General features: G+C 34.7%; 27 protein-coding genes. 10 read left to right on the forward strand and 17 right to left on the reverse strand.

Annotation, left to right across the window (positions count from 1 at the left end; genetic code table 11):
• Positions 1–10: 10 nt before the first annotated feature.
• The 6 genes from ACFVT8_RS06910 to ACFVT8_RS06935 are packed head-to-tail and all read right to left on the reverse strand — an operon-like array spanning position 11 to position 4,235.
• Positions 11–292: a Fe-S cluster assembly protein HesB gene (locus ACFVT8_RS06910; protein WP_387082844.1), complete on the reverse strand. Its 282-nt coding sequence runs from the start codon at positions 290–292 to the stop codon at positions 11–13.
• On the reverse strand, positions 289–2,058 hold the full coding sequence (gene arsA / locus ACFVT8_RS06915) for an arsenical pump-driving ATPase (RefSeq protein WP_387082845.1): 1,770 nt from the start codon (positions 2,056–2,058) through the stop codon (positions 289–291). Before arsA ends, ACFVT8_RS06910 begins: the two co-directional genes overlap by 4 nt.
• Position 2,059: 1 nt before the next feature.
• Positions 2,060–2,419: an arsenite efflux transporter metallochaperone ArsD gene (gene arsD / locus ACFVT8_RS06920; RefSeq protein ID WP_387082846.1), complete on the reverse strand. Its 360-nt coding sequence runs from the start codon at positions 2,417–2,419 to the stop codon at positions 2,060–2,062.
• Position 2,420: 1 nt separating this feature from the next.
• Complete coding sequence (gene arsC / locus ACFVT8_RS06925; protein ID WP_387082847.1) at positions 2,421–2,840, reverse strand: arsenate reductase (thioredoxin); 420 nt, start codon at positions 2,838–2,840, stop codon at positions 2,421–2,423.
• 10 nt (positions 2,841–2,850) lie between these two features.
• Positions 2,851–3,909 (reverse strand): ACR3 family arsenite efflux transporter, encoded by a 1,059-nt coding sequence (gene arsB / locus ACFVT8_RS06930; RefSeq protein ID WP_387082848.1) that lies wholly within the window; start codon positions 3,907–3,909, stop codon positions 2,851–2,853.
• Positions 3,909–4,235, reverse strand: a complete 327-nt coding sequence (locus ACFVT8_RS06935; protein ID WP_387082849.1) for an ArsR/SmtB family transcription factor — start codon at positions 4,233–4,235, stop codon at positions 3,909–3,911. Before ACFVT8_RS06935 ends, arsB begins: the two co-directional genes overlap by 1 nt.
• 438 nt (positions 4,236–4,673) lie before the next feature.
• Between ACFVT8_RS06935 and ACFVT8_RS06940 the strand changes: the two genes are divergently transcribed.
• The 4 genes from ACFVT8_RS06940 (at position 4,674) to ACFVT8_RS06955 (ending at position 6,791) form a co-directional block, all read left to right on the forward strand.
• A complete protein-coding gene (locus ACFVT8_RS06940; RefSeq protein WP_387082850.1) occupies positions 4,674–5,267 on the forward strand; it encodes a TetR/AcrR family transcriptional regulator in 594 nt (197 codons plus the stop codon).
• A gap of 35 nt (positions 5,268–5,302) precedes the next feature.
• Positions 5,303–5,533: a hypothetical protein gene (locus ACFVT8_RS06945; RefSeq protein ID WP_387082851.1), complete on the forward strand. Its 231-nt coding sequence runs from the start codon at positions 5,303–5,305 to the stop codon at positions 5,531–5,533.
• Positions 5,534–5,556: 23 nt separating this feature from the next.
• Positions 5,557–5,808: a hypothetical protein gene (locus ACFVT8_RS06950; RefSeq protein ID WP_387082853.1), complete on the forward strand. Its 252-nt coding sequence runs from the start codon at positions 5,557–5,559 to the stop codon at positions 5,806–5,808.
• Positions 5,809–6,152: 344 nt separating this feature from the next.
• Positions 6,153–6,791 carry a class I SAM-dependent methyltransferase gene (locus ACFVT8_RS06955; RefSeq protein WP_387082854.1) on the forward strand — a complete coding sequence of 213 codons (639 nt, stop codon included), beginning with the start codon at positions 6,153–6,155 and terminating at the stop codon, positions 6,789–6,791.
• Between the two features lie 184 nt (positions 6,792–6,975).
• Here the strand turns inward: ACFVT8_RS06955 and ACFVT8_RS06960 are convergent, their stop codons facing one another.
• Positions 6,976–7,557, reverse strand: a complete 582-nt coding sequence (locus ACFVT8_RS06960; RefSeq protein ID WP_387082855.1) for a histidine phosphatase family protein — start codon at positions 7,555–7,557, stop codon at positions 6,976–6,978.
• A 369-nt stretch (positions 7,558–7,926) separates the two neighbouring features.
• Here ACFVT8_RS06960 and ACFVT8_RS06965 point away from each other — a divergent pair, with 369 nt between their 5' ends.
• The gene (locus ACFVT8_RS06965) at positions 7,927–8,877 is read left to right on the forward strand and encodes a LysR family transcriptional regulator (protein WP_387082856.1); all 951 of its coding nucleotides are present in this window, start codon (positions 7,927–7,929) and stop codon (positions 8,875–8,877) included.
• Positions 8,878–9,139: 262 nt separating this feature from the next.
• Entirely contained in the window at positions 9,140–9,844 is a 705-nt protein-coding gene (locus tag ACFVT8_RS06970; protein WP_387082857.1) for an alpha/beta hydrolase, read from the forward strand.
• Positions 9,845–10,110: 266 nt separating this feature from the next.
• Here ACFVT8_RS06970 and scpC read toward each other — a convergent pair whose 3' ends face one another.
• Positions 10,111–11,616 (reverse strand): succinyl-CoA:acetate CoA-transferase ScpC, encoded by a 1,506-nt coding sequence (scpC, locus tag ACFVT8_RS06975; RefSeq protein ID WP_387082858.1) that lies wholly within the window; start codon positions 11,614–11,616, stop codon positions 10,111–10,113.
• 32 nt (positions 11,617–11,648) lie between these two features.
• Positions 11,649–12,284, reverse strand: coding sequence for an HD domain-containing protein (locus ACFVT8_RS06980; protein ID WP_387082859.1), 636 nt, complete (start codon positions 12,282–12,284; stop codon positions 11,649–11,651).
• 682 nt (positions 12,285–12,966) lie between these two features.
• Here ACFVT8_RS06980 and ACFVT8_RS06985 point away from each other — a divergent pair.
• A complete protein-coding gene (locus ACFVT8_RS06985; RefSeq protein WP_387082860.1) occupies positions 12,967–13,881 on the forward strand; it encodes a C40 family peptidase in 915 nt (304 codons plus the stop codon).
• A gap of 91 nt (positions 13,882–13,972) precedes the next feature.
• Here ACFVT8_RS06985 and ACFVT8_RS06990 read toward each other — a convergent pair whose 3' ends face one another.
• Both ACFVT8_RS06990 and ACFVT8_RS06995 read right to left on the reverse strand, forming a co-directional pair.
• Positions 13,973–14,962 carry a hypothetical protein gene (locus ACFVT8_RS06990; RefSeq protein WP_387082861.1) on the reverse strand — a complete coding sequence of 330 codons (990 nt, stop codon included), beginning with the start codon at positions 14,960–14,962 and terminating at the stop codon, positions 13,973–13,975.
• 204 nt (positions 14,963–15,166) lie between these two features.
• On the reverse strand, positions 15,167–15,583 hold the full coding sequence (locus ACFVT8_RS06995; RefSeq protein ID WP_387082862.1) for a VOC family protein: 417 nt from the start codon (positions 15,581–15,583) through the stop codon (positions 15,167–15,169).
• A gap of 185 nt (positions 15,584–15,768) precedes the next feature.
• Here ACFVT8_RS06995 and ACFVT8_RS07000 point away from each other — a divergent pair, with 185 nt between their 5' ends.
• The 3 genes from ACFVT8_RS07000 to ACFVT8_RS07010 all read left to right on the forward strand — a co-directional run bounded on the left by ACFVT8_RS07000 (position 15,769) and on the right by ACFVT8_RS07010 (position 16,748).
• Positions 15,769–16,161 (forward strand): hypothetical protein, encoded by a 393-nt coding sequence (locus ACFVT8_RS07000; RefSeq protein WP_387082863.1) that lies wholly within the window; start codon positions 15,769–15,771, stop codon positions 16,159–16,161.
• Positions 16,158–16,382, forward strand: a complete 225-nt coding sequence (locus tag ACFVT8_RS07005) for a hypothetical protein (RefSeq protein WP_387082864.1) — start codon at positions 16,158–16,160, stop codon at positions 16,380–16,382. The genes ACFVT8_RS07000 and ACFVT8_RS07005 overlap by 4 nt, the downstream gene beginning before the upstream one ends.
• 249 nt (positions 16,383–16,631) lie before the next feature.
• Positions 16,632–16,748: a YjcZ family sporulation protein gene (locus tag ACFVT8_RS07010; protein ID WP_370076291.1), complete on the forward strand. Its 117-nt coding sequence runs from the start codon at positions 16,632–16,634 to the stop codon at positions 16,746–16,748.
• A gap of 328 nt (positions 16,749–17,076) precedes the next feature.
• On the opposite strand, the gene ACFVT8_RS07015 is transcribed toward ACFVT8_RS07010, so the two are convergent.
• The 6 genes from ACFVT8_RS07015 to ACFVT8_RS07040 form a co-directional block, all read right to left on the reverse strand.
• Complete coding sequence (locus tag ACFVT8_RS07015; RefSeq protein ID WP_387082866.1) at positions 17,077–17,778, reverse strand: Dph6-related ATP pyrophosphatase; 702 nt, start codon at positions 17,776–17,778, stop codon at positions 17,077–17,079.
• Positions 17,779–17,903: 125 nt separating this feature from the next.
• A complete protein-coding gene (locus ACFVT8_RS07020) occupies positions 17,904–21,074 on the reverse strand; it encodes an ATP-binding cassette domain-containing protein (RefSeq protein ID WP_387082867.1) in 3,171 nt (1,056 codons plus the stop codon).
• Between the two features lie 346 nt (positions 21,075–21,420).
• A complete protein-coding gene (locus ACFVT8_RS07025) occupies positions 21,421–21,837 on the reverse strand; it encodes an SRPBCC family protein (RefSeq protein WP_387082868.1) in 417 nt (138 codons plus the stop codon).
• Positions 21,834–22,160, reverse strand: a complete 327-nt coding sequence (locus ACFVT8_RS07030; RefSeq protein WP_387082869.1) for an ArsR/SmtB family transcription factor — start codon at positions 22,158–22,160, stop codon at positions 21,834–21,836. Before ACFVT8_RS07030 ends, ACFVT8_RS07025 begins: the two co-directional genes overlap by 4 nt.
• Before the next feature lie 735 nt (positions 22,161–22,895).
• Positions 22,896–23,387 carry a DinB family protein gene (locus ACFVT8_RS07035; RefSeq protein ID WP_387082870.1) on the reverse strand — a complete coding sequence of 164 codons (492 nt, stop codon included), beginning with the start codon at positions 23,385–23,387 and terminating at the stop codon, positions 22,896–22,898.
• A 121-nt stretch (positions 23,388–23,508) separates the two neighbouring features.
• A complete protein-coding gene (locus ACFVT8_RS07040; RefSeq protein ID WP_387082871.1) occupies positions 23,509–23,733 on the reverse strand; it encodes a hypothetical protein in 225 nt (74 codons plus the stop codon).
• Positions 23,734–23,745 lie beyond the last annotated feature (12 nt).

Below are 23,745 nucleotides of genomic sequence, written 5' to 3' on the forward strand. Positions count from 1 at the left end.
AAACCCCACCTTAGCAAGATTTTGGCGAATATCCTACTAGCACTAAACCAAGTTCGCCATTTTCTTCTTCTGCATGAATTGTGACTTCTGTTAATTGATTTGCAATATCAGGATGAATGGCAACTTCAATCCCTTCAATTGTCTCTACAGCATCTTCATCTGTAGGTGCTTCTAAGCCAACACCTAAATTAACGCCACAGCATCCTGGAATGCCGAAGAAACGCAGTGTTTTCACCTCTGAATCTGCCAATACTTGCTCTAAGTAATTTTTACCTTCTGGACTCATTTTCATTTGATTTTCTCTCCTTTAAGTTCATGTAAACCTTTTGTTCCTACTGGCGGGATTTTTACCCATGGGATGGCCACGAATTGATTGTTGCTGATGGATTTAATTTCTTCTAACCATTTTGTTTCAGCTTGTTGCTTTTGTATTAATGTTGGACTAGTTGTTTCAATAGATGAAAATGTCTGATTGACAACCCACCAATCAACGGATAATCCAGCACGTTGTAAATCTTCCTGTAAACGTGTTGCTTCAAAAACAGGAGTTGCTTCAGGAAGTGTTACAATAGCTACGCTTGTATAACTTGCATCACGTAATCGTGGTAGCAGGTTTGAAACAGCTGGAGGGATTTCGCCTTGCGAACGACTTATTTCACGATGATAAGCTTCTGTCGCATCTAATAACAACAACGTATGACCAGTAGGTGCTGTATCAATAATAATGACTTCATCTTGATGATTTTCTACAACATTAGCAAATGCACGGAATACGGCAATTTCCTCTGTACAAGGAGAAGCTAAGTCTTCTTTGACAAATGCTAAGCCTTCTTCATTCATCGTTTCACTTGCTTTTGCAAGTACTTCTGCTTCATAATTCGCAACTTCAACTTTTGGATCGATACGACTTACCGTTACATTTTTAACTTTGTCATCACCGAATGTCCAATTTAGATGAGCGGCTGGATCAGTCGTAGTTAAATGCACGCTCATACCTTCTTCTGCTAATCGGAGAGCAATATACGAAGCAACTGTTGTTTTGCCGACACCACCTTTACCCATTGTAAATATAAGCTTCGGCTTACGTTCTAAATAATCGGCTATCACTTCTTCTACTTCAGGGACCGTCATACCTTTGTCTGTTTCATTTCCATGTATGATATCTTGATCTGTCATCCATGCCTGCATACGCTCAATACTTGATAATGAGTATGGGACAAACGGTAAATAGTATTGTTCAAATTGCTTTAACTCTTTAGAAATCAACTCTAATGCTTCTATTTGACGTGCAATGAATGCTTTCTCCACTGCATCAGTAGATTTAAGATTTTTCATATAACCATTAACTAGTAAAATCTGATTTTGAATTCCAATTTCAAATAGTTCATGAGAAGCACGCGCTGCCTCTTTTAAAGGGTTTACGTCTGGACGTGTTACAAGCATTAGTGTTGTTTGATTGGCATTTTTTAAACGTTCAACTGCCTCTTTATAGATTTCACGTTGTGGCTCTAGTCCTTTTAATGGACCTAAGCAAGATGTACCAGTAGTGTTGTCATCTAAAAACGTAGACCATGCAGAAGGCAGCTGTAACAAACGTAACGTATGTCCTGTTGGTGCCGTATCAAACACAACGGTATCAAAATTTTCAATTACTGAAGTATCAGTCAATAATGTAGCAAATTCATTAAATGCAGCAATTTCAACTGTACAAGCACCTGAAAGTTGTTCTTCCATGTTTTGCAGGACTACATCTGGCAATTTTCCTCTGTAGGGGCCAACCATTTGCTCTTTGTAATGTTGAGCTGCCTGTTCAGGATCTAAATTTAATGCAAATAAATTATCAATACCATCTATTTTAGTCGGGGTATTAGAAAGCTTTTGACCGAAAATATCTTGTAAGTTGGATGCTGGGTCCGTACTAATTAGTAGCACCTTTTTCCCTTCATTTGCAATGGCTATAGATAGGCTACTAGCAACTGATGTTTTTCCAACACCGCCTTTCCCAGTAAAAAATAGGAATGGAGTGTCAGGGAAATGAATTCTTGTAAAGCGTTCCATATTACGTATCTCCTTTTAGTGAAAAGCGTACTTTTGGTTTTTGTAATAGTTCTTCTTCTGAAAGTCCTGACCACTGTGAAAATTGTTCATTTGTCGGGTATTTCCCTTTACAAAGTAATTTTCCATCTACAAATGTTGCAGGTAGTGCATCCATGCCTTCTGACATTAGAAGCTGATTGATGGCTTCGTTCTCTACAAAGACATTTGGTTCATTTGTTAAATTAAATCGTTCAGCTTCTATATCTGTTTTCTTTAAATTATTCATTACAAATGACATACGTAATAACTCTGGGTCAATAGATGGTCCACATAATCCTGTAGAACAGCACATTGCTGGTTCATAAATATGAATTTTTTTCATTTTATTTCAACTCCTCAGCTACAAATTGTCCAATACGCTTGCCAATAGCATCACGTACGTTTTGGAAAACTGCCCACTTCTCTTCTTCTGTACCTGACGCTTTTGCTGGATCTTCAAATCCCCAATGCTCACGACGAATGTGAGGTGGTGTCATCGGACATTTATCTGCGGCATCACCACAAAGAGTAACAACTAGTGTTGCGCTGTTTAATGTTTCTATATCTATTAGATCAGATGTATGATTCGAAATATTAACTCCTACCTCAGCCATAGCTTTGATAGCTTTCGGATTTACTCCATGTGCCTCAATGCCAGCACTTTTGATTGTCCAATCTGTAGGCAGTAATTTTCTTGCCCACCCTTCAGCCATTTGACTACGGCAAGAGTTCCCTGTACATAAGAAATAAAGTGTATTTGTCATAAAAGTACTCCTATAATTTAATGGTTTTAAAATATTTTTTCTGCCAGCGTAATGCTACCCATACAAGTCCAATGAGTACCGGTACTTCAACAAGTGGACCAATAACAGCGGCAAAAGCTACTCCACTATGAAGTCCAAAAACACCTACAGCTACAGCAATGGCTAATTCAAAGTTGTTACTAGCGGCTGTAAACGACAGGGCTGCTGTGACAGGATAAGATGCACCTGCTTTACGAGAAGAAAAGAATGAAACAGCAAACATCACAACAAAGTAAATAAATAACGGAATCGCAATTCGCACTACATCAAGTGGTAGTTCGACTAATTTTTCACCTTTTAATGCAAACATCATCACAATAGTGAACAGCAGTGCAATTAAAGTAAGTGGTGAAATCTTTGGTAAGAATTTTTCTTCATACCATTGCTTCCCTTTTGTTTTGATACCAATCCATCGTGTTAGAATTCCGGCAGCAAATGGTATTCCTAAGTAAATAAGAACACTTTTCGTAATTTCCCACATTGAAATGGACACATTAAAATTCTCTAAACCAAACCAACCAGGTAATACATTTAAGAAAAAGTAAGCAAAAATCGAATACGTTACGATTTGAAAGATGGAGTTAAAGGCAACTAAACCAGCTACATATTCGCGATCTCCCCGCGCTAAATCATTCCATACAATTACCATTGCAATACATCGAGCTAAACCAATCATAATGAGCCCAGCCATGTACTCTGGATAATCTCGTAAGAAGATGATTGCTAAAAAGAACATTAAAAACGGACCCAATAGCCAGTTTTGAAAAAGTGATAGTAAAAGTACCTTCCAATCTTTAAATACTCGCCACATTTCTTCATACTTAACTTTCGCTAAAGGTGGATACATCATCACAATTAACCCTATTGCAATAGGTATCGATGTTGTTCCAACCGACATGGATTCTAATGCTTCACCAATATTAGGCATTGTGATACTTAATAAAACGCCAATACCCATCGCAACAAAAATCCAAAGTGTAAGGTAGCGATCTAAAAATGAAAGCTGTTTCGTTAAAGAATCATTACTCATTAATTTTCCTCCCCTATGTGTGAACTATCACAATCAGAGCTACAAGTGCATCCCTGTAGCGGCTCTATTTGCTCTAAAACACCATTCATAAGTGGCGTTTGGTTCTCAACTAAACGATAATGTTTCCATGTACCAACCTTTCGTTCAGTAATAATGCCTGCCTCCTTTAATTTTCGTAGATGCTGACTAACTGCGGGTTGTGAAATCCCTAGAACATCTACAAAATCACATACACAAACCTCCCCGTTCTTCATACATGCAAGTAATTTAATACGGTTCAAGTCAGCTGCTGCCTTTAATTGTTTTTCAATTAGTGTGTTTTCCATTTTTCTGAACTCCTTATATAATCATTTGCTTATATATATTTTAAAATAAAATCACCCAACCAGTTACGGGTGATTAAATTATTATATAACTATACGCTTATATTATGCTTGATGAATAAAAATTGCAATATGCTTTTGCCTATTTTTCAAAAACTTTGACACTCAGTACTATACGATTTTAAGAAGCATAAGCCCAATCCTGAACCTATATTAAAAACCAATATTAAATGAACATAAGAATTGTATGTACATTGGGGATCAGCCAATTGATATTTTAGCCTAACATCAAAAGGATTTACTGACTCTCGATAGCTGGCTTTTTTCCTTAATTTTCATGAATTATATATTATACACTTGTAATTAATACCAATAGATGATACCTTATGAATATAATATATGAATATTCATATAAATAATTCACGAAGGAGGTATTCACCTATGGCAAGAGGAAAAAAAGTATTTTCTGAAGAAGATAAAGCTTTGATTAAACGTAAATTGAAAGATGAGTGTATGGCATTTTGGATTTCTCAAGGTTATAAAGAAACGAGTATTGGTGCGTTTTGTAAAAAAGCAGAAATATCAACGGGTACTTTTTATAATTTATATTCAAGTAAGGAAGAACTTTTTTTTGAAGTTTTGTATGACATTCAAGAAGCTATTTGTGGGGATTTTATTAAGCGAATTGAACAATGCCCTGAAAAGTCCGGTTTTGAAACAGCGATACTTGAGCTTTACTATGAATACGAAAGCAAGCCATTTCTTTATGACGTAAAAAACCCCGATTTCACATCATTTTATAGTAAGCTTTCGGAGGAAATGAAAGAAAAACTAACATTTGATAGTAGTGATCTATTTCGTACTGCAATCGAACGAGCAAATCTTCAATTAAAGGTTTCTGAAAAATTAGCATTTTCGACTTTCACTGTACTTCTTTCAAGTATTGCAAGTAAAGATGGAATTTCAAAGAACTGTGATCATTTTGCTGCATTTCAATTTATGACTAAGCAGTTGGTAGCAAGTATTTTTGAGTAGTGGCTCTATTTCAAATATAAAATTGGAGGATAGCGATGACTTTATTTTGGAGTATTATAGACTTTCTTAAAGGAACAGCACCTATCTTTATCGTGTTTGATATCATTGTAGCAATCGTTCTACTAGTCATAGGGTTAATATTAATATCCAAAAAGAATAGAGAACAGAAAACGAAAAAGATTGCTGGTATGGTTTGTTTATCAATTGGATTATTAACTTTTTTAGGTGCTCTGTCCAATGCTGTATTTTCTTTCTTAGTATTTTAAAATTAAAATGAAAGAGGGATAAAATGATGTTAGACAAGCTACATACTATCATGGACGCGGCTTGTAATTGGGGAAATAAAAATTGGGGAACCTCTATTCGATTCCCTATACCAAGACAAAGATCCATGGTATTTAGTGCATTTTCAAGTGGAATTATTGGTAGTGCAATTTTGATATATGGGCTCTTTTTTAATAAAAAATGGATTTTATTAGTTGGTGGACTTGGAATAATTAGTAGTGTTTTTATATTTCGACAAGGTGTAAAAAAGGATTAGATTAGTTAGAGGCTTGGATAAAATTAGTCAAAACTTTAAAAAGTGCGAGGGATCAACTTTAGAAACATTGAATCCTCGCACTTTTCTAATGCGGAATTTCAAAAATTTTACTTTAATGATACACCCTGCCTGAAGGTCCTATTACATTACCCTTTCATGTAACAACAGAAGGAGTTTCTGTGTAGCGACAATTAAGGACTTAATTCATAATAAAGTCTTTTAATAAAAAATAAAGATATTTTAAAAATCACTATTGAGCTAACGAAACAGTTTTGTTGAATTGTAATATACAGAATTGTATCCTAAATAAGGACAAGCTTTTTAGTGTTCAGGCTTGTTTATTAATGTTGATTGGAGAGATTATAATAGGAAATACTGATAAGTTTGAAATGATAGCTAATAAATATGACACTCCTGAAAGAATTCAAATTGCAAAGGTATCATCAGAGGCCATCCATAATTTTTTAGGTGACGCTAAAAGTAAAAATGCTATTGATTTTGGGTGTGGAACTGGTCTTGTAGGAATGAACTTGTTAAATGAGTTTAATTCTATGCTTTTTCTAGATACGTCCCAGAACATGATTAATGAAATAAACCAAAAAATAACTGATTTTAATATTCAAAATGTAGATACATTATGCTTTGATATAGAAAAGGAAAGTTTATCGGATTTTCATGTACAAGCTGACTATATTTTTATGGCTCAGGTTCTACTTCACATTCATGATGTTGAATTAGTATTATCAAGATTATTTGATGTTCTAAATGAAGGAGGACATTTACTAATCGTAGATTTTAATAAAAATGAAAAAATAGTATCAGATATTGTTCATAACGGGTTTAACCCCGAAGAGCTAACCGACATAATGACTAAAATAGGGTATAAGGATATACAATTCGAAACTTTTTATAAAGGAAGTAAAATATTCATGGGACACGATTCGTCTATGTTTATTCTTGATTCAAAAAGGAGCCTTCGGTAAAAGATTCCTTAAACTTTACAGTTACAAACAACATAAAGAAGAACCGTTCCATGACGATATTAAATAACATTATTATCTTTTTAAACAACAAAATCCTTTTAAAGTAATTTAGTTTTAAAAGCAACAATCTTTTGGAAAACAGCCTTCTGAAAAGTATTTTTAGACAGATATCAAAATGTAATAGTTATAAGTCAACTTTCATTTGAAACCACCCTGTTTCATCAGGAAAGTCTTTTCTGGATAAGCTTCGTCCAGAAATCAATTGGCGATAAGCAGTGATCGTACCATCGTGAGAAACTATATATATTTTGTTCTTTTTTAACAACGTCAAATTTGTAATAAATTCGTGTGCAATTTTATTGAATTCACTATCAGGAATCGTATTAATACTACCAGACCACAAATCAGGAGGCACATTCACAGCCATTTCCAGATTCGGATAATCTTTTTGAATTGTTTCTAAATTAATTATTATATCACAAGGCAATGTTTTTCCATTTGGGTGGTTAGGAAATATTCGTGGGGATACTAATGGACTTATAATCTTACGACAATCAATATTCTCAGTCCAAATTAGTGCAGTTTCCAGCGTTCTTCTTAGAGGGCTAATAAATATAATATCTTCATCCGTAATGAGAAACTTTTTCCTTAACAACTTAGCTTGATTTATTCCTTTTGCTGTTAATGTAGGATTTTTTATGTGTAAGCTATTGGGTATATCTAGTGTGTGCTCTCCTTGGCCATGACGAATAAATATCAACTCCAAATTATCACCACTCTTTGTAACATTTTTTTAACCCTTTACCATTAAGTTTTTATTGGGACGTTTAATATTTTTGTGTAAATGATATTTCAACCTTTTCTTATATAAAAAAAGTATGAACTAGTAAGATAGCATATTACTAAGCATATCAATTCAATAGTGAATTTACATGAATACACAACAAATCATGCAGTAGCAAACCCCTCCCCTCGTAGGTTAATCAATGCTTATTTAGAGGTAGGTCTCCTGACTAATGATTGGTATATGACTCCTTTCCTATTAAATTTGGTATCAATTCTCCGATGAATTAAAGGTTTTCTATAGAAATAATGATATAATATAAGAAATAATTTTATTAAAGAAGGTACGTATATGGAAATACGACAGCTTGAATATTTTTTAGTACTGTGCAATGAACTTCATTTTACAAAGGCTGCCGAAAAATTGAATATTTCTCAACCGACGCTTAGCCATCAAATTAAAGTATTGGAAAATGAGCTAGGCATTCCGCTATTCGATCGTCTAGGGAAAAAAATAGCTATTACAGATGCTGGAAAGATATTGCATGAACAATGCACTCATATTTTTCGAGCAATAGATAATACAAGCAACCAGATAATTGAACTTAAAGAATTAAAAGCAGGGAAATTAGTGATCGGTACTTTACCTGGTGAATTATCAAATTTGGTGTCGGACTATTTGTTAGATTATCATCTTGAGTATCCAGATTTAGAAATTTGTATCAATAGCTCAGATGATTTATTAAAACAGTTTAAAGACAATAAAATAGATTTTGCTATTACTTATAAACAAGAGTATTTTGATTATGAGGATGAGCAGCTTCAAATAATTCCATTGTTTATTGAAGAATTACTCTTCGTTGCTCATAGCGAGCATCCACTATTAGCATCTGAAAAAATAGCATTTCAAGATGTATTAGAGCTTCCACTAATATTATTTCCAACGATCCATCAATGTAGAAAAGTAATTGATAGTGCAGCTCGCAAAGAAAAGCTTCATGTGAAACCTAAAATTGAGACAGCTAGTATTCAAGCTATTTTTAAACTAGTTGAACAAAATGTCGGGGCAACAATTATTTCGAAAACACTTTGCAACCAATATAAAACAAATGCTATTTGTGAGCGACCAATTTATAATCCACCATTAACTCGAGAAATTGTCCTTCTTTATAGAAAAGATAAATTCATTAATTTTGCTGCGAAAGCTTTTATTCGTTTAATGGTTGAGGGGCTTGAAGAAGCTGGCTTTTCAATTTCAGAAAAGAGTCGCCAATTGATTCAAACATTAATGAAATCTCAATAAACAATTAGAAATCCGCTTATCAAAGTAATACTTTGGTGTAACTTTAAAAAAAGATTGAACATTTATTATTAAAAATCCTGTATTTATATGCAGGATTTTTTTCTTGTTCCACAAACGGGCCATTTAATTTACAGATATAGAGAGATATTACAATTAATTTGTGGTAAGTTATGAATAGTTTGATTTATTTAAACTAAGTAGAAGAATATAAAATGAATGTGATTTTTTGCAAATCCCATACATCTTATTCTATGGAGGAAATATGTTTAAAAACAATTTTAAAATAAGTAATATTCCCGCAGTTTTATGGGGAGAAAAGAGTGAAAAAATTTTTATTGCAGTACATGGAAATATGTCAAATAAAGAAGATGCAGTGATTCAAATATTAGCTGAAGAAGCCAATCAAAAAGGTTATCAAGTATTAAGCTTTGATTTACCTGAGCATGGAGAAAGAAAAAATGATAATACTCCTTGTAAAGTACAGTTTTGTGTTAGTGAATTATCTATAATTATGGATTACGCAAAAGAACATTGGAAAGAAGTAAGCCTGTTTGCATGTAGTATGGGGGCTTATTTTAGCCTTTTAGCTTATCAAAACGATGTGTTAAAAAAGGCATTATTTTTATCACCTGTAATTAATATGGAACGAATTATCCAAAATATGATGAAATGGTTTAATGTAACACCAGAGCTTTTACAAAAGGAAATGACTATAGAAACACCTATTGGTCAAAAGTTATATTGGGATTATTTATGCTATGTAAAAGAACATCCTATTAATACATGGAATACAGATACATATATTATGTATGGAGCCAAGGACGAACTGTGCGAATTTGAAACTATTACCTATTTTACAAAAAAACATAGTTGTGAATTAGAAGTCATGGAAACAGGTGAACATTTCTTTCATACTGAAGAACAGTTGAAAGTATTTGAGCAGTGGTTACACAAGCACATCGATTAACAAATTACGATTTATCTAAGAGATTTAGTGAAGAACCTGTTGAAGAAGATTTGTGAAGGGCGCGATTGTTGAACAAAATAGGTAGGAAATGATCAAATTTTTTTATAAAAGAATAAGACAATAAAAAATATTAAGAGCGTGTTTTGATCAATCTTTTTTTCAAAACACGCTTTTTTCTATGGTTGTTTTCAAGGTTATTAGTATCGGCCGTGATTAGTGGGTTTTATTTTTCTAATAACTAATCACTATGCCTAGTCATTATTTCTTTATTTTTTCATAGTCTTAGCTTTCTCTAGATGAACATGCCAAGACAGTGCCTCTTCTAATAAATGAGGTGTGTGATGATTTCCAGTCTTCTCTACCGCAGCATTATAATATGCCCACAATTGTTGACGGTAATCTGGATGTGCACAATTATTAATTAATAGAGGAACCCGTTCTTTTGGCGCTAAACCTCGTAAATCGGCTACCCCAAACTCTGTAACAATGACGTCCACATCATGTTCTGTATGGTCCACGTGAGATACCATAGGGACAATACTTGAGATATTACCACCCTTCGCATAGGATTTTGTGACGAATATTCCTAACCGTGCATTACGGGCGAAATCACCAGATCCTCCAATGCCATTCATCATTTTAGAACCTGAAACATGTGTTGAATTTACATTTCCATAAATATCAACCTCAAGAGCCGTATTAACAGAAATTAATCCTAAACGACGAATGATTTCAGGATGATTGGATATTTCTTGAGGTCGTAAAATTAAACAATCTCTATAATTTTCTAGCTGCCCATAAACTTGCTCACCACGTTCTTCTGATAGTGTAATGGACGTACCGGAAGCATATTTAACTTTACCTGCATCTATTAATTCAAATACGGCGTCTTGTAACACTTCTGAATATATTTCTAAATTCTCAAACTCTGATTCTAAAAAACCATTTAAAACCGCATTTGCTACTGATCCTACGCCTGATTGTATAGGTGCTAATGTATTTGTTAAACGGCCAGCCTTAACTTCATCACGTAAAAAATTGAGTAAATGCTCTGCCATTTTAGCTGTTTCTTCATCTGGCTGTACAATTGTTGATGGAGCATCTGTTTTTTCAGATAACACTATGCCACGTACTTTACTAGTATCGAACGGGATACCAACTGTTCCAATTCGCTCCCCTGCACTATTTAAAGGAATAGGACTTCTCTTCCCTTGTACATCAGGAATATAAATATCATGGATTCCCTCTAGAGAATCAGGATGTGAAACATTAAGTTCAATAATAATTTCATTAGCCATTTGCATAATAATTGGAGAGTTTCCTACAGAGGTTGTAGGGATCAGCAAGCCGTCCTCGGTAATTGCAGTAGCTTCAATTATGGCAAAATCTATAGGCCCTACAATTCCTTGTCGAATTAATTCTGCATTATGTGAAACATGCGCATCTGTATACAGTACTTCACCGTTATTTATCATTCGACGAATTGCGGGATCACCTTGATAGGGTGCTCGCTTACGAATAATACCAGCTTCAGCCATCTGTTGATCTACCTCAGGACCAAGTGATGCACCTGTATAAACATCAACTTGAAACTTTTCTTCTTTTGCTTTTTCTACAAGCGCTAGTGGTACTATTTTTGCATCGCCTGCCCTTGTAAACCCACTCATTCCTAATAACATTCCATCTTTTATCCAAGATGCCGCTTCTTGAGCTGATACAACTTTATTTTGTAAGGCAACATGTCGAATTTTCTTATGTGCTAGTTTTACCATAATATATGACTCCCCTTATTTACTATCAATTTTTATTCAGACCAAGGTGAGTGCAAGACGCAGTCACAAAAGTTCTTAGATTTATAATTTGGAATGAACAATGCACAAACATCAGATTTAATATTGCCAAATGTTGTTTCGGGTTTATGCTTGAACCCTTCAAAAAATGCTGGCAAAATATTTTGTTTAAAATGGTTACGTGGGAAAGCATTGATAATTTCATTCCGTTCTTCATTCGTCAAATCATGATAACCGTCTCCCATTACATCAAGGCCTACCCCCGCATACAGCAATGCGACTTCATTTTCTTTATGCTCCGCTACGCCGATCGTAGTATGTAGTGCGATTGCATCCCAAACAAGTTGTATTGAAGCATTATCAATATGATGGAGTGCTAAAAATTGACGTGCTGCATTTGCTCCATCCACCTCGAAGCGTTTATCTGTGCTACTAAACTGTTTTGTTAAACCTAAATCATGAAACAAAGCACTTACATATAGTAGCTCTTCATCATATTTTCTCTGAGCTTTTTTACCTTGTAGTGCCCCAAACAAATAAACGCGATTTGAATGATTCCATAGCAATTCAGAACCATATTCTTTTAAAATATCCTGAGCTTCTAGTGCCAAACGACTGTCAGGAATTGTAATACCAGCAATATTTGTCATCAGTATACCCTCCCTTATTTAAAATAACTATTGCTTATAAAGAATTATAAGAATCGAATTTCTATATAGCAATTCTATAATTTCTATGATAACCATAGAATTTTTCTATGATTTTCCCTATGGTTTATACTCACTTAGACATTTTAAGTAAGCTAAACCGAAATGTGATAGGGTAATACGGAAAAATGAAAAAAATTCTTTTGATGTACACTTTCGGAATACCGAACGCCATCAAAAGAATCCTTTTATTTTATAAGTAAATTTTTAAGCTAATTTTCTTAGTATTGTAAGTGAGAAAATAAAGTTTTATCTTCAAAATATCAGTCAGTTGGTCGGTGGAAAACTATATCAATAATAGCGATAATTTTAAAGAGTGACAGCCAAAATACCGTGTTCACCTCAATCCTCAGTGAAATAACAAGGGAATCACATAAAATAAATACTGTTTTTTGTTAGATAAAACATCTAAATTAACACTTTAGCCCCTCCATATCCAATTACTTCAATTATTTTTAGTAAAAATACCCATGATTATTGCAGAAGTTTTACACAGTTAAAATTAAGGTTTCAATTTTGCTGTTTAAGGGGAATCGGTAATATTAATGAAAAATAACTCATGCTTGTTTCATGCTATCCTTATTTTATTCAAAGACGAAAGCTTTTTGAAAGGAGTAAGGTTAAATTGAAGAAAAAATGGTTACTACCCGTTTTCGCATCGTTTATGTTCTTTACAGGCATGGGTAATCATGATGCGAAAGCAGCAACGATAGCAGATATTACAAATACAGCAAAATCATATATAGGTGTTCCATATCAATATGGAGGAACAGATATTAAGACAGGTGTAGATTGCTCAGCTTATACACAAATAGTATTTTCTAAGTTAGGAATTTCACTACAGCGCACATCTACAGCTCAATATCAACAAGGTACTGCTATTGCTAAAAATCAGTTGAAGACTGGTGATCTAGTATTTTTTAATACTTCGGGGAGCGGTGTTTCCCATGTTGGCATATACATAGGTGACAGCAATTTTATTTCAGCGACTACAAGTTCTGGGGTTAAAATCGATAAAATCAATGATCCCTATTACTGGGGATCTCGTTACGTAGGGGCAAAACGCATTGCAAACTTCACTGAAAATGATTTGGGAGAAGTAAAAGGCACTGAAGTTGACTTTAGTGTTTATGCATCGCGTGGAGAGGTAGCTCTTAAACTGGCTAATCAATTACATTTAGATACTAGTAATACCAATTCAAGTTTTCCTGATGTAAGCCCAACGTCTAAATATGCAGGTGCTACGGAAGCACTTAAAAAACTCGGCGTTTTTACGGGTGATGTAAATGGAAAATTCAATGCAGGTTCTCCTATTACACGAGGTCAATTAGCGAAAGTTTTAGTAGAAGCATTCCATCTAAAACAACAAGGAACGGCAGTACAATTTGATGATGTTCCTAGTACGCATTGGGCTTACAATTATGTAGCCATTCTCTCTTCCAATAAAATTACGGTTGGTAAAGGTAACAATACTTACGGGGTGAACGATAATGTCACACTAGTACAATTAGATACCTTCCTCCAACGATTAACTCAATAACTGCAAGAAAAGGTGTTGCATCTAGGGATGAGATGCCTTTTTTTCTTTCTTTTGCTTCTAGGCAATATCATTTCGCTTTCTCCCCTACCAATCACGCCTTCTTCAATGAAAACAAAGTATAGATCGTATCAATTTCATGGGATTCTTCCAAAACCCACGAAGTTTGAGATAAAATTCGCTGCAACCCCTCCAGCCCTAGATATCGAATTTGCACGTCAATAAACTCTGTAAATCCAAGGTATCCCGGATTTACATGCGCCCGATCGAAAATTAATGAACCCGTTACTCGAGCGTCCTCAGGTGAATTGGCAAAGAAATGATTTAAATTTTCAATGATATCTAAATCTGAACCGTATTCAAAAAGACCGCCCTCCGATGAACAAAGCTGAATCCAATCGGATCGTTCCGAACTCATCTTTTGTAATGCATCTGGTTGGCTCCAGTCATAATGAATAATATTGAGGGTGATATCCAGGCCATGAAAGCGTTCCCCAGGTTGCTTCAAGACATCGATGCACCGTTTTGCGAAATTGGGACCGTAAGTATCGATATCTAAAATGTTGATCTCAACCTTCCGTCCCTTGAGTAATTCCGGGACAGATTTCTGTATTAGAATCAAGGTGTTGATACTGTCTGTAGCGGCACCACCAGCGATATTGAAAAAACAAAGATTTCGTTCTGGGTATTGCTTGAGTTGAGGTAGCAAAATTTTTGACTGGAGCCGGCAAAGATCCCTCAACCTAATCCGTAGCCCCATGAAAGAGGTTTGCTTCACCGCCCATTTGTCCCGGAAACCTAATTTTATCCCCCTGCTTAAGTCGGGACCCAGTTTATACAGCAAAGTACGCATGCCGCTAAGATAGGAGTTGTCGACATTCGACATTTTCACAAAGATGTTCCGGATAAAGCCAGGCATCTTCTTTAATGATTCAATGCTCCGTGCTGACTTGCGACAGTTCAAATGATACGCCTGTTCATCAATACTTGCGTTAAAAAGTGGATGAGTTATATCTAGGATAGGTAATTGAATTTCATTTTCGAAAACCGCATAGAGAATTCGCTCATTTTGATTTGCATACATGATTTCAACTCCCCCTTACTTAAACGATGATTTTTGATCTAACTAAAACCATTTAACTTAAACATCCAATAAAATATCACCCCATGCTTATGAGGTGATTTTTATAAATTATATGCTCCATTACTTAATATTAGCTTCTGTTTTATAAATCAACATTAATTTTAAACGTCCCTGTTAAAAATAACGGTTTCTTTTTGTTTATACCTAGTCCCATATAGACCAAGCAGCCTCAATATGATTACCTGATGGATCGGTAAAGACAAAGTATTTAGCATTTTCCCCTCGCATAACAATTTCGCTAACTTCTACACCACTATTTTTTAATGATGTATGTGTATATTCAAGGTCTGGACAATTTAACGTAAATGTTTGATATTGGCGACCGTCACGTAAAAAATCTGCTGTTGTAAGATCCTTTGTTTCTACAAGGAGTATCACAACATATCCTTCTGGCGGTGTTAATACTGCTACATAACCAATATCATCTTGAAACTTCGGTGTTTTCAGATGAAATCCAAGCTTATTTTGGTACCATTCAATAGCTTCATCAATATTGTTTGCTGGTAAATAGAGATAGCCAATTTTACTGAATAACGACTTTTGTTCTTGAGTAACTTCCAATTTCATCACCCCTGATCAAAAATTTTATAGGTTTGTTAATAGTATTCTATAAAATCCAGCATATCCCTTTTAACCATTGGAATAATTGTTCGACAAATAATAGCTTATTGATTTTATTGTTTTAATATCCACGCAGAATAAATGAACAAAGTTTGTAAACAATATCCCTAAAAAGGGGCAAGAAAATGAAAAAAATATTGTTTGTCGTCTTACTTTTGTTAATTTCAGTTGGTGCTGTTGCGAAAGTATCTGCTCGTACACTACAATCAACTGATGATCTATTAGAAGTCGCTAATCAACCAGAATTATCCATAAAGCAAGCGATTGAATTAGCCTCTACGCCTGCATTGAAATGGAATAAAAATGCTCAATTAATAAATGCAATAAATATTGATATAGATAAGCCTGGGAAGTCAATTGGAAGTAACGGCAAAAGAAAGCATTGGAATATTTTATTTGGAGTGCCAGACACTAATAAGGCTTTTTTAGTAACCATTCATGACGGAAAAATAGATGATACAAATGATTTAACGAGGGATGGTACTTCTCTTTACCAAAAAAAGAATTTATACAAATGAAAGATATTATATATGATTCACCTGAATTGCTTCAAAAAGCTCTAAAAATCGGCGGTATTTATCCAGGTAAAGATTGGGCTAAAGGGTATAATTTTATGCTTAGAAAAGATATAGAGAGAAATGTACCCCTTTTATTAGTAATAGGTTGGAATAGTGAGCAAACAAAAATGGAAGCAGCGGGCTTTAATGCTGCAACAGGAGAATATATTAAACCTAGTTAAAATTCCTTCATTATTAGCTAAGATGGGCATTTGTGAAATAAAGTAGATCAACATAATCAATCTTTTTTATATTATTCGTTGACTTTTTATAATTAGCTTTTTATCACTATATTTCAGGGTCACTTTTACACGAGTGATCTTTTTTATTTATAAAAAATTTTTAAAAATTTTATTCTAATAAGTAGATAAATATCGCAATTCCTTTTAACAACAACTCATATTATAGATTGTAGAAAGGAGGTAATTACTATGTCAGAATACTGCGGTAACGGCGGCGGTTATGGTACTGGTTCAGCATTTGCGCTAATCGTTGTTCTATTCATTCTATTGATTATTGTCGGCACTAGCTTCATCGGATTCTATTAATACCCAATACCGCCTCCAATGCTCATAACTAATAGGATAACATAAACTTATCCTTTCCCTTCAAATATAAACTAAGGGTCACTATCCTCCGGTGACCCTTTCATAATTTCCTATTATAGTAATTAGTTCCTTGAACACGAATATTTGTAATGTTTTGCATTAAAAAGTTCGTTAAGGATAATGAAATTCCTTTATCGATACTCATACATATAGACCTACTTTGCTGCAGGAAAAAAATAACATGAAACACACCTCAGATAGAAAGGCAATGTCCCACGTTATTCTCTGTGTTTAAAGGATAATACAGCCGTATTACAACTATACATCTCTAATAAGGGTTAGTTTGGTCTAGTTCCAAAGGCAAAAAAGCATATTCTCCGTTTTTAATAACCGCACCTTTACGAACTGGAATTGGGTTTTTAAAAATCGGCCCATTTAATACTGTCGTATGGAACTCTCCACCTTCTCCACATGGGTCAATACCTCGAGCTTCAAGCTCTTTTACGTATTCATGGGTTAACGTACGCCCTAAATCGTCCTCCCGCATTCCTAATGATAAATTAACAGTTACAATGATTGTAACAAACCCCAGGTTTATAAACTCTTCAACAGCTTCACGATGATTCATTTCCCATAAAGGCATGCCTAGCTTTAACCCAGCATTTTGTGTAACCTTGTCATGCCAGCAGCCGTGTTCAGGCATATCTAAGTCTCCCGTTACTAACACTTCTGCACCTTGATTTTTAGCTTTTTCTAAAAGTTGCATAAATACATTTTCGTAATCAGTCCAACTTGCTGCTGCAGTATAAACAGGTAAACCTATAGAGTTAGCTTGAGCACGTATGAGTTCTGGGGGCATACCGTGGGATCTGGAACGGTGCCCTTCCTCCTCTAGCATGACGATTAGTCCGACCGCCTCTCCAATATTCATTGCTTTATATAGCGCTAAGACACTATCTTTTCCGCCGCTAAATGAAGCTATAAATTTTTGCCCTTGAGCATTACTTTTCCAATCCAATAATTTTGCCATTCACATCTTTCCCCTTTTATTCTAATAACTTTTTACTAAGCTCTATCACAGAATATCATAAAAACTCATTTGCAATTTTATTATTGCAAATGAGTCTGTCAGAAGTAGCTTACCTATGGCTCGATTTAATTATTTTGCTCAAGGCATTGATAAATCGCCATCATATCTCGTTTATTCAACTCACGAATACGATTGAAAATTGGAATATCAGCGACTTCTTCCGTTAGTAAGCTTTCTGTCACAACGTCGCTTACTTTGCCAGTTAGCCATGTTTGAACGTTTACACCCTCAACAATTTCCTTACGTCCTTCTTCATTGATACCACTTTCATAGCAACTAACACATGGTACTGATAATTTATAGACGCCATCATGGAGATTATCTTCTGAAATGACTTTCTTCCCATTACAGAATGGACATTTATGACTTGCTTTAATTTTATTAATTTGAGTGACGATTTTTTTGTAGCCAAATGCTTCATAGACGTACGTTAGTTTTTTGTATTTCCCATTTGTGAAGTACTTATCAATGATAGTTTCTCTCGTTTCGTCAATGTTGGAAAAATCACAAATTGTTATGAGATTTTTGCTACTTATTGCTTCGATATTATCTTTAATTTCGTTCCAGAATGGTAAAACATCATTTAGTACTATTTCATAACCGGCAAGGCTTGCTAGATCTAATTCAAGCATTTTCAACGATACTTTAGTTTCTCTAGGAAGTAAGGAGACATCTTCCGTAAGAGTCATATTACCGCCTACAATTGCTTTTAGTTTTTCAAGCTTTGGTAAGTGCCCTACCGTTTTTATGACCTCATCAATCGGTTGATGAATAATTTCACGAATATCAGTGTCTCCAAACGTTAGTTTTTTCTTATGGTTTAGCACCGCTCCATGACATATTGGACAGGCGATCATTTCTTTTGATTCTTTCATTTGCTCTTTAATAATTGATTTCGAAATTACTATATAACGTCCAAGGATAAAATTAAATCCTTCCCATTTTTTTGAGGATTTACTTGCTTTATCATAAAATGATTTTTCCCAATAACCATATAAGAATGTATGTTTTTCTTCTTCTGTCATGTCATTGTAGCTTTTGCTAATATCTTGACCCAGTTCATTTTTGATCTCATCAAACAGGAATTGTAACTTCGGATATTGATAATATTTTAATACTTCCATCACGTCTGGATGTAATAAGCCATCCCAAAATGGCACTGTTTTGTCTTGTATAACTATATCGAAATCAAATTTTTCAATTTGCAGTCGGCCAGAACAGCTTGGACAATGATTTTCTTGACTAAAGAAATCGAAGCTTCTCGTATCTTTATTGGTCGGATGTGCAGCCACAATATGGTTAATCAGGCCACCAATTTCATATAAAAAACTATACTGACTATACAGGTGTCTTTCTAGATCAATGGCGACGACTGGTGCAATTGTTGCGGATTCGTACTCACCATAAATTAAACGGGCCATGGATGATAAGCTTTTTAAAATACCGCCTTTATAAATGTTTTCAGCATTTTTAAAATAGCTAATATGATTTTCTTCTAAGTATTGAATGCCTTTTTTTGAATCTAGTGTCGAAGATATATGCAAAGAAGCATCACTACTTGTGCTGTTATGTTGACTAACATAATCATCGTGACTGACAACATCAAGATGTCGAACAGGTTCCGACTGTCTTTTCCCAAAATCAACGATAAAATCAGAGCTATCTATCATATAGGCATTATGTTCAATCATCATTATAGAGACGGAATCATCTTGCAAAATGTCCCTAACACTATCAATGAATTGGTTTAAAATATTTTGTGATAAACCTTTTGAAGGCTCGTCAAAAATAAACAGCGTATGGGGGTTTCTTGCGTTCGAAAACAGCTCAGAAACTAAATGAACACATTGAAATTCACCTGTCGATAAAGATTGTGTTTTTCTTTCCAACGTCAAATAACCAAGCCCAAGTTTAATCAGTAAACTTAAACGTTTATGAACAATATCTTCTTTTGGAAGTTCCTCAATAATATCTTCAATAGAGCGTTGGAAAATATCGTCAATATCGTCACTGTATTTCGTCATTTTTCGTTTGATATCAAGAAACGTTGCAACCGTTGATCGGCTAGTAATCGATTGGTTTCGGTCTTGACCTACCATCACCAGTTTATCTTTTGGATATCGTTTTAGAAAATCCTTGGAGATACACTCATTGACAAGGGTCGATTTCCCACAGCCAGACTCACCTGTAACGGTTACTAGTCTATTTTTAGGAATCTGAATGTCAGCCATTTCAATATTACGGCAGTATAGATCATGAAATTGATAATAGTCTGTAGGCATTGTATGATTTCGTTCCCAATACACTGGTTCTGGACGTGGTGATTCTTCGACGATTTTCCCGCCGTATTTCCCACTGCCAGGACCAAAGAACAGTTGTTCATCCGCTGTATCGAGTACCGAATCGGAATGATCAATAAGCCAAATTTGATTTTTAAAGCCCAATTGTTTAATCTGTTCTAGAATTTTCAAAAGGGTTTCGTGATCAAGACCAACAGAAATTTCATCAATAATAATCACTGTATTTTCACTAGCTGCCATAAATTCTGCTAAGTAAAGTCGTGTTAATTCCCCGCCAGATAAAGTACCCATGATCCGATTTATTGTTAAGTAACCAATATTCATATTGATAATATTTTCAAGAATATGTTGTCTCTCTTCGCTAATATTTAATTCCTCTGAAAGGGAATAAATCGCTTCAATACTTAAATTATTAATATCGGAAATACTATGTGGCTGATTCCATAACTCTAACTTATATTGCTCAACTTCTGGACTGTAACGCTTACCCTCACACTTTTTACATTCAACATTTTTGGTTGTCCCACGCCCTTTACATGCAGGACACCAGCCTAATGCATTATTAAAGGAAAAAACCTCTGGCGAAAGATCAAACTGATCTGCAAGCCTTTCACGTATTTCTTTAAAAACGCCTGTATGAGTACCAACCGTGGAACGTGGATTAGTAGAAATTGACGATTTCCCGAGAAAAAGGACTAAAGGCATTTCTTCCATCTTGATGGCGCTGAAATTCGTCTCCATAATATTAGGGAATAAATACTGATATTCAGCCTTTGGTAATAAGGAAACGAGTCGCTTCTTAGATTCTTCACCAATAGTTTGACAAAATGTAGTTTTACCAGATCCAGACAAACCAGCAATTCCTAATGATTGATCTTCCGGCAAGTCGACATCTAAGCGGTTTATATTGTTAGCAATTAATTGATTTATTTTCATCGGATAATCTCTCCATTCCATCTAGTACTGTCATGTTAGCATAACTTCAACTGTATTTGCTGTGATTATGATATGCCAATCAATTATGCCTCGGCATAATTGTAGCTGACGCTTTGCTTTCGCTACAGAAAACATTTGCCGCTGCCGCTACGCTTTCGCGCAGATAAACAATGCGTCCGGAATCGGCTATAACTTCTTGCAGCCTTTGCTGAAAGAAGTTAAAAAATGACGCTTTCCGTGTTCCGAAAGCGTCCAATTGTTGAAGAACAGTTTATTTTATTCATTTCCTATATGATACCTGCTTTTGATCTTGAAAAGCAGGTATTATGATGAAGGAATCATATTTTTACAGTTCTGCTAACACTTTTTCAAGCTGTTTACCATTGTTAATCCAAGCGTATTTAGCTCCTTCGATTGCTCCTTGGCGAGCTTTCGTTGCTTCACTGAATCCACTTTGATCAAAATGTAAATGTGTAGTTCCATCTGAACCTTCTGTCAACGTCCATGTCACAGTAGTAGTTTCTCCGGCACTTGCCCAAGTGTAAGATAATGTATGAGGTTCTTCTACTTTAAGTACCTCGCAATTGACAATCCCATCCCACCATTCATTTGGTTCAGCTCTGAATTGGAATTTATGTCCTACGATTGGTTTAAAGTCATTTTTCCATATCCATTTTTCAAGAGTGTCTGAATCCGTTAATGCTTTCCAAACTTTCTCAATTGAACTTGTAAATTGATAATCTAAAGATACATCTGCTGTCATTTTTCTTCCTCCAATAAAAGATTTAATATAGCCATTCTTTCTTTCCAGAATCCTTCGTAATACGATACCCAATCTTGAATTTCCTTCAAAGGACCGGCATTCAACCGATACCTCGTTTCTCTACCAACCCTTCGAGCAATTACGAGATTAGCATCTTTAAGGATAGCCAAATGCTTAGAAACTGCTGTGCGACCCATTTGAAATTGAGACGTTAATTCGTGAAGAGGTAATTCTTTCGCATCTGCCAACAAACGTATTAGTTGACGTCTTGTAGGGTCAGCAATCGCAGCATAAACATCACGCTCTAGATTTTTATCGCTCAAAATCTCCTCTCCCTTATAAATAGGACACTAAATGGTGTCTTAATTATATGACACCATTTAGTGTCCAGTCAATTTTTATTTTGACCTAATGGCAATAGTTTTATTCTCGTATCATGAATAAATGTAGATGGTTGTTTATTTTTATATTGATTCCAGTAAAGAATTCACGAAAGTTCGATTTTTTCAAAAGAGAATGTTTTTATGTATTTTTTCTTAGGGTTGGATATTATTTCGGGTATGGCGGTAGGGACTATCATAGGCTTATTTCACTTTTAGTAATATAAATATTAAAAAATATACTCTGAATAACGTTCACAAATAAAAGTTTGGGCGCACATTAAAAAGTCACGAATGCTGTTAAATTAGTGTTTTATGGCATTTTGTATGAACATTATCTATACAAATTTTTATGCAAAGGTATATGAACATAGATCATTATTCAACTAACGCCTCTATAAGTTGAGTTTGAGGAGCCGGTTGTAAAATGCAGATTTCCAGCGTTAATAAATTGTCTATTTATACACGTATTTATTCAGATAGCACCCCTGCAGCGTTTCTGCAAAATCTTGAAAAGTCTTATTGTAACTTAAACACTCGGGCTCTATTATGAGTTAATAAAAAATCCCGATTTCTCAATGTGAATACTAGGAAATCGGGATTTTATTTGATGTAACAGTTAGATCTGCTTTTAAATTGCTTTGTTGTGTGCAATAATCAAGCAATTTTAATCATCGTTTATAAATATGAGCGCTTAGCTGGCCATGAGCCTTGTAGTTTACGAAGTTGTACAATTTGTCCTGTATGATAAGCGTCATGCAAAAGGATATTTAGATATTGTTGCCAAACTGGAAGAGAAGGACTAGGTTGATCCAATACGGCTTCTTGAAGGGATGCTAATGAGGATTGTAAGGCATCATGTACGTGAAGCGTTCGCTTCACTGTTTCTTGCCAAGCATCCTCATCATTAGCTTCACCTTGGACAAACGTTTCATCATTATTTTGTGGAGCAACAAATGTGTCATCTTTATGTAAGCGAGAAAGTAAGCGCTCTTTAAAGGTTAGTAAATGGTTTGCATTTTCCCAAATCGTATTAGCGGCCATTCCTTCTGGTTGCCAGCAGGCTTGTGCAGCAGTGAGATTCTTTAATGCTTCTGATAACGGTGGGTACCATTCTTCTTCGTAAAAAACTTGATTGATTCCATTTTGCAAGAGTTCTTTTTTACTCATTTGGATAGCCTCCTTTTTTGTAACTCTCTAAACATTACTTACTATTAATTTATCAAATTTTCCGAAAATAGTACATAGGAGTGAAAATATACATAGTCTTTATATTTGTGGAGCCTGTACTTTAATTATTTTGATAATCTTTATCATCAATTACTTCCGTCACATATTGAATAAAATAAGTAATCTCTGTATCTGTATGACAATTAGCTAGAAGTGTAGACTTTGCTTTTTGATTCATTTCAGGAATATGCTCAAGAAATTTCTGTACAATTTTATTGACGGAGCAATGCCACTGTTGAGACTGTATTGAGATAAAAATAGAGTTCATTTCTTCTTGCCATTTCAATTTTCGATATAT

It is taken from the genome of Lysinibacillus sp. NPDC058147 (assembly GCF_042884205.1).
In the GTDB taxonomy this organism is placed as follows: Bacteria; Bacillota; Bacilli; order Bacillales_A; family Planococcaceae; genus Lysinibacillus.

Coding starts and splice junctions, on each gene's coding strand:
- ACFVT8_RS06910 (WP_387082844.1), bottom strand. CDS start 292: ATGAAAATGAGTCCAGAAGGTAAAAATTACTTAGAGCAAGTATTGGCA.
- arsA (WP_387082845.1), bottom strand. CDS start 2,058: ATGGAACGCTTTACAAGAATTCATTTCCCTGACACTCCATTCCTATTT.
- arsD (WP_387082846.1), bottom strand. CDS start 2,419: ATGAAAAAAATTCATATTTATGAACCAGCAATGTGCTGTTCTACAGGA.
- arsC (WP_387082847.1), bottom strand. CDS start 2,840: ATGACAAATACACTTTATTTCTTATGTACAGGGAACTCTTGCCGTAGT.
- arsB (WP_387082848.1), bottom strand. CDS start 3,909: ATGAGTAATGATTCTTTAACGAAACAGCTTTCATTTTTAGATCGCTAC.
- ACFVT8_RS06935 (WP_387082849.1), bottom strand. CDS start 4,235: ATGGAAAACACACTAATTGAAAAACAATTAAAGGCAGCAGCTGACTTG.
- ACFVT8_RS06940 (WP_387082850.1), top strand. CDS start 4,674: ATGGCAAGAGGAAAAAAAGTATTTTCTGAAGAAGATAAAGCTTTGATT.
- ACFVT8_RS06945 (WP_387082851.1), top strand. CDS start 5,303: ATGACTTTATTTTGGAGTATTATAGACTTTCTTAAAGGAACAGCACCT.
- ACFVT8_RS06950 (WP_387082853.1), top strand. CDS start 5,557: ATGATGTTAGACAAGCTACATACTATCATGGACGCGGCTTGTAATTGG.
- ACFVT8_RS06955 (WP_387082854.1), top strand. CDS start 6,153: ATGTTGATTGGAGAGATTATAATAGGAAATACTGATAAGTTTGAAATG.
- ACFVT8_RS06965 (WP_387082856.1), top strand. CDS start 7,927: ATGGAAATACGACAGCTTGAATATTTTTTAGTACTGTGCAATGAACTT.
- ACFVT8_RS06970 (WP_387082857.1), top strand. CDS start 9,140: ATGTTTAAAAACAATTTTAAAATAAGTAATATTCCCGCAGTTTTATGG.
- scpC (WP_387082858.1), bottom strand. CDS start 11,616: ATGGTAAAACTAGCACATAAGAAAATTCGACATGTTGCCTTACAAAAT.
- ACFVT8_RS06980 (WP_387082859.1), bottom strand. CDS start 12,284: ATGACAAATATTGCTGGTATTACAATTCCTGACAGTCGTTTGGCACTA.
- ACFVT8_RS06990 (WP_387082861.1), bottom strand. CDS start 14,962: ATGTATGCAAATCAAAATGAGCGAATTCTCTATGCGGTTTTCGAAAAT.
- ACFVT8_RS07000 (WP_387082863.1), top strand. CDS start 15,769: ATGAAAAAAATATTGTTTGTCGTCTTACTTTTGTTAATTTCAGTTGGT.
- ACFVT8_RS07005 (WP_387082864.1), top strand. CDS start 16,158: ATGAAAGATATTATATATGATTCACCTGAATTGCTTCAAAAAGCTCTA.
- ACFVT8_RS07010 (WP_370076291.1), top strand. CDS start 16,632: ATGTCAGAATACTGCGGTAACGGCGGCGGTTATGGTACTGGTTCAGCA.
- ACFVT8_RS07015 (WP_387082866.1), bottom strand. CDS start 17,778: ATGGCAAAATTATTGGATTGGAAAAGTAATGCTCAAGGGCAAAAATTT.
- ACFVT8_RS07020 (WP_387082867.1), bottom strand. CDS start 21,074: ATGAAAATAAATCAATTAATTGCTAACAATATAAACCGCTTAGATGTC.
- ACFVT8_RS07025 (WP_387082868.1), bottom strand. CDS start 21,837: ATGACAGCAGATGTATCTTTAGATTATCAATTTACAAGTTCAATTGAG.
- ACFVT8_RS07035 (WP_387082870.1), bottom strand. CDS start 23,387: ATGAGTAAAAAAGAACTCTTGCAAAATGGAATCAATCAAGTTTTTTAC.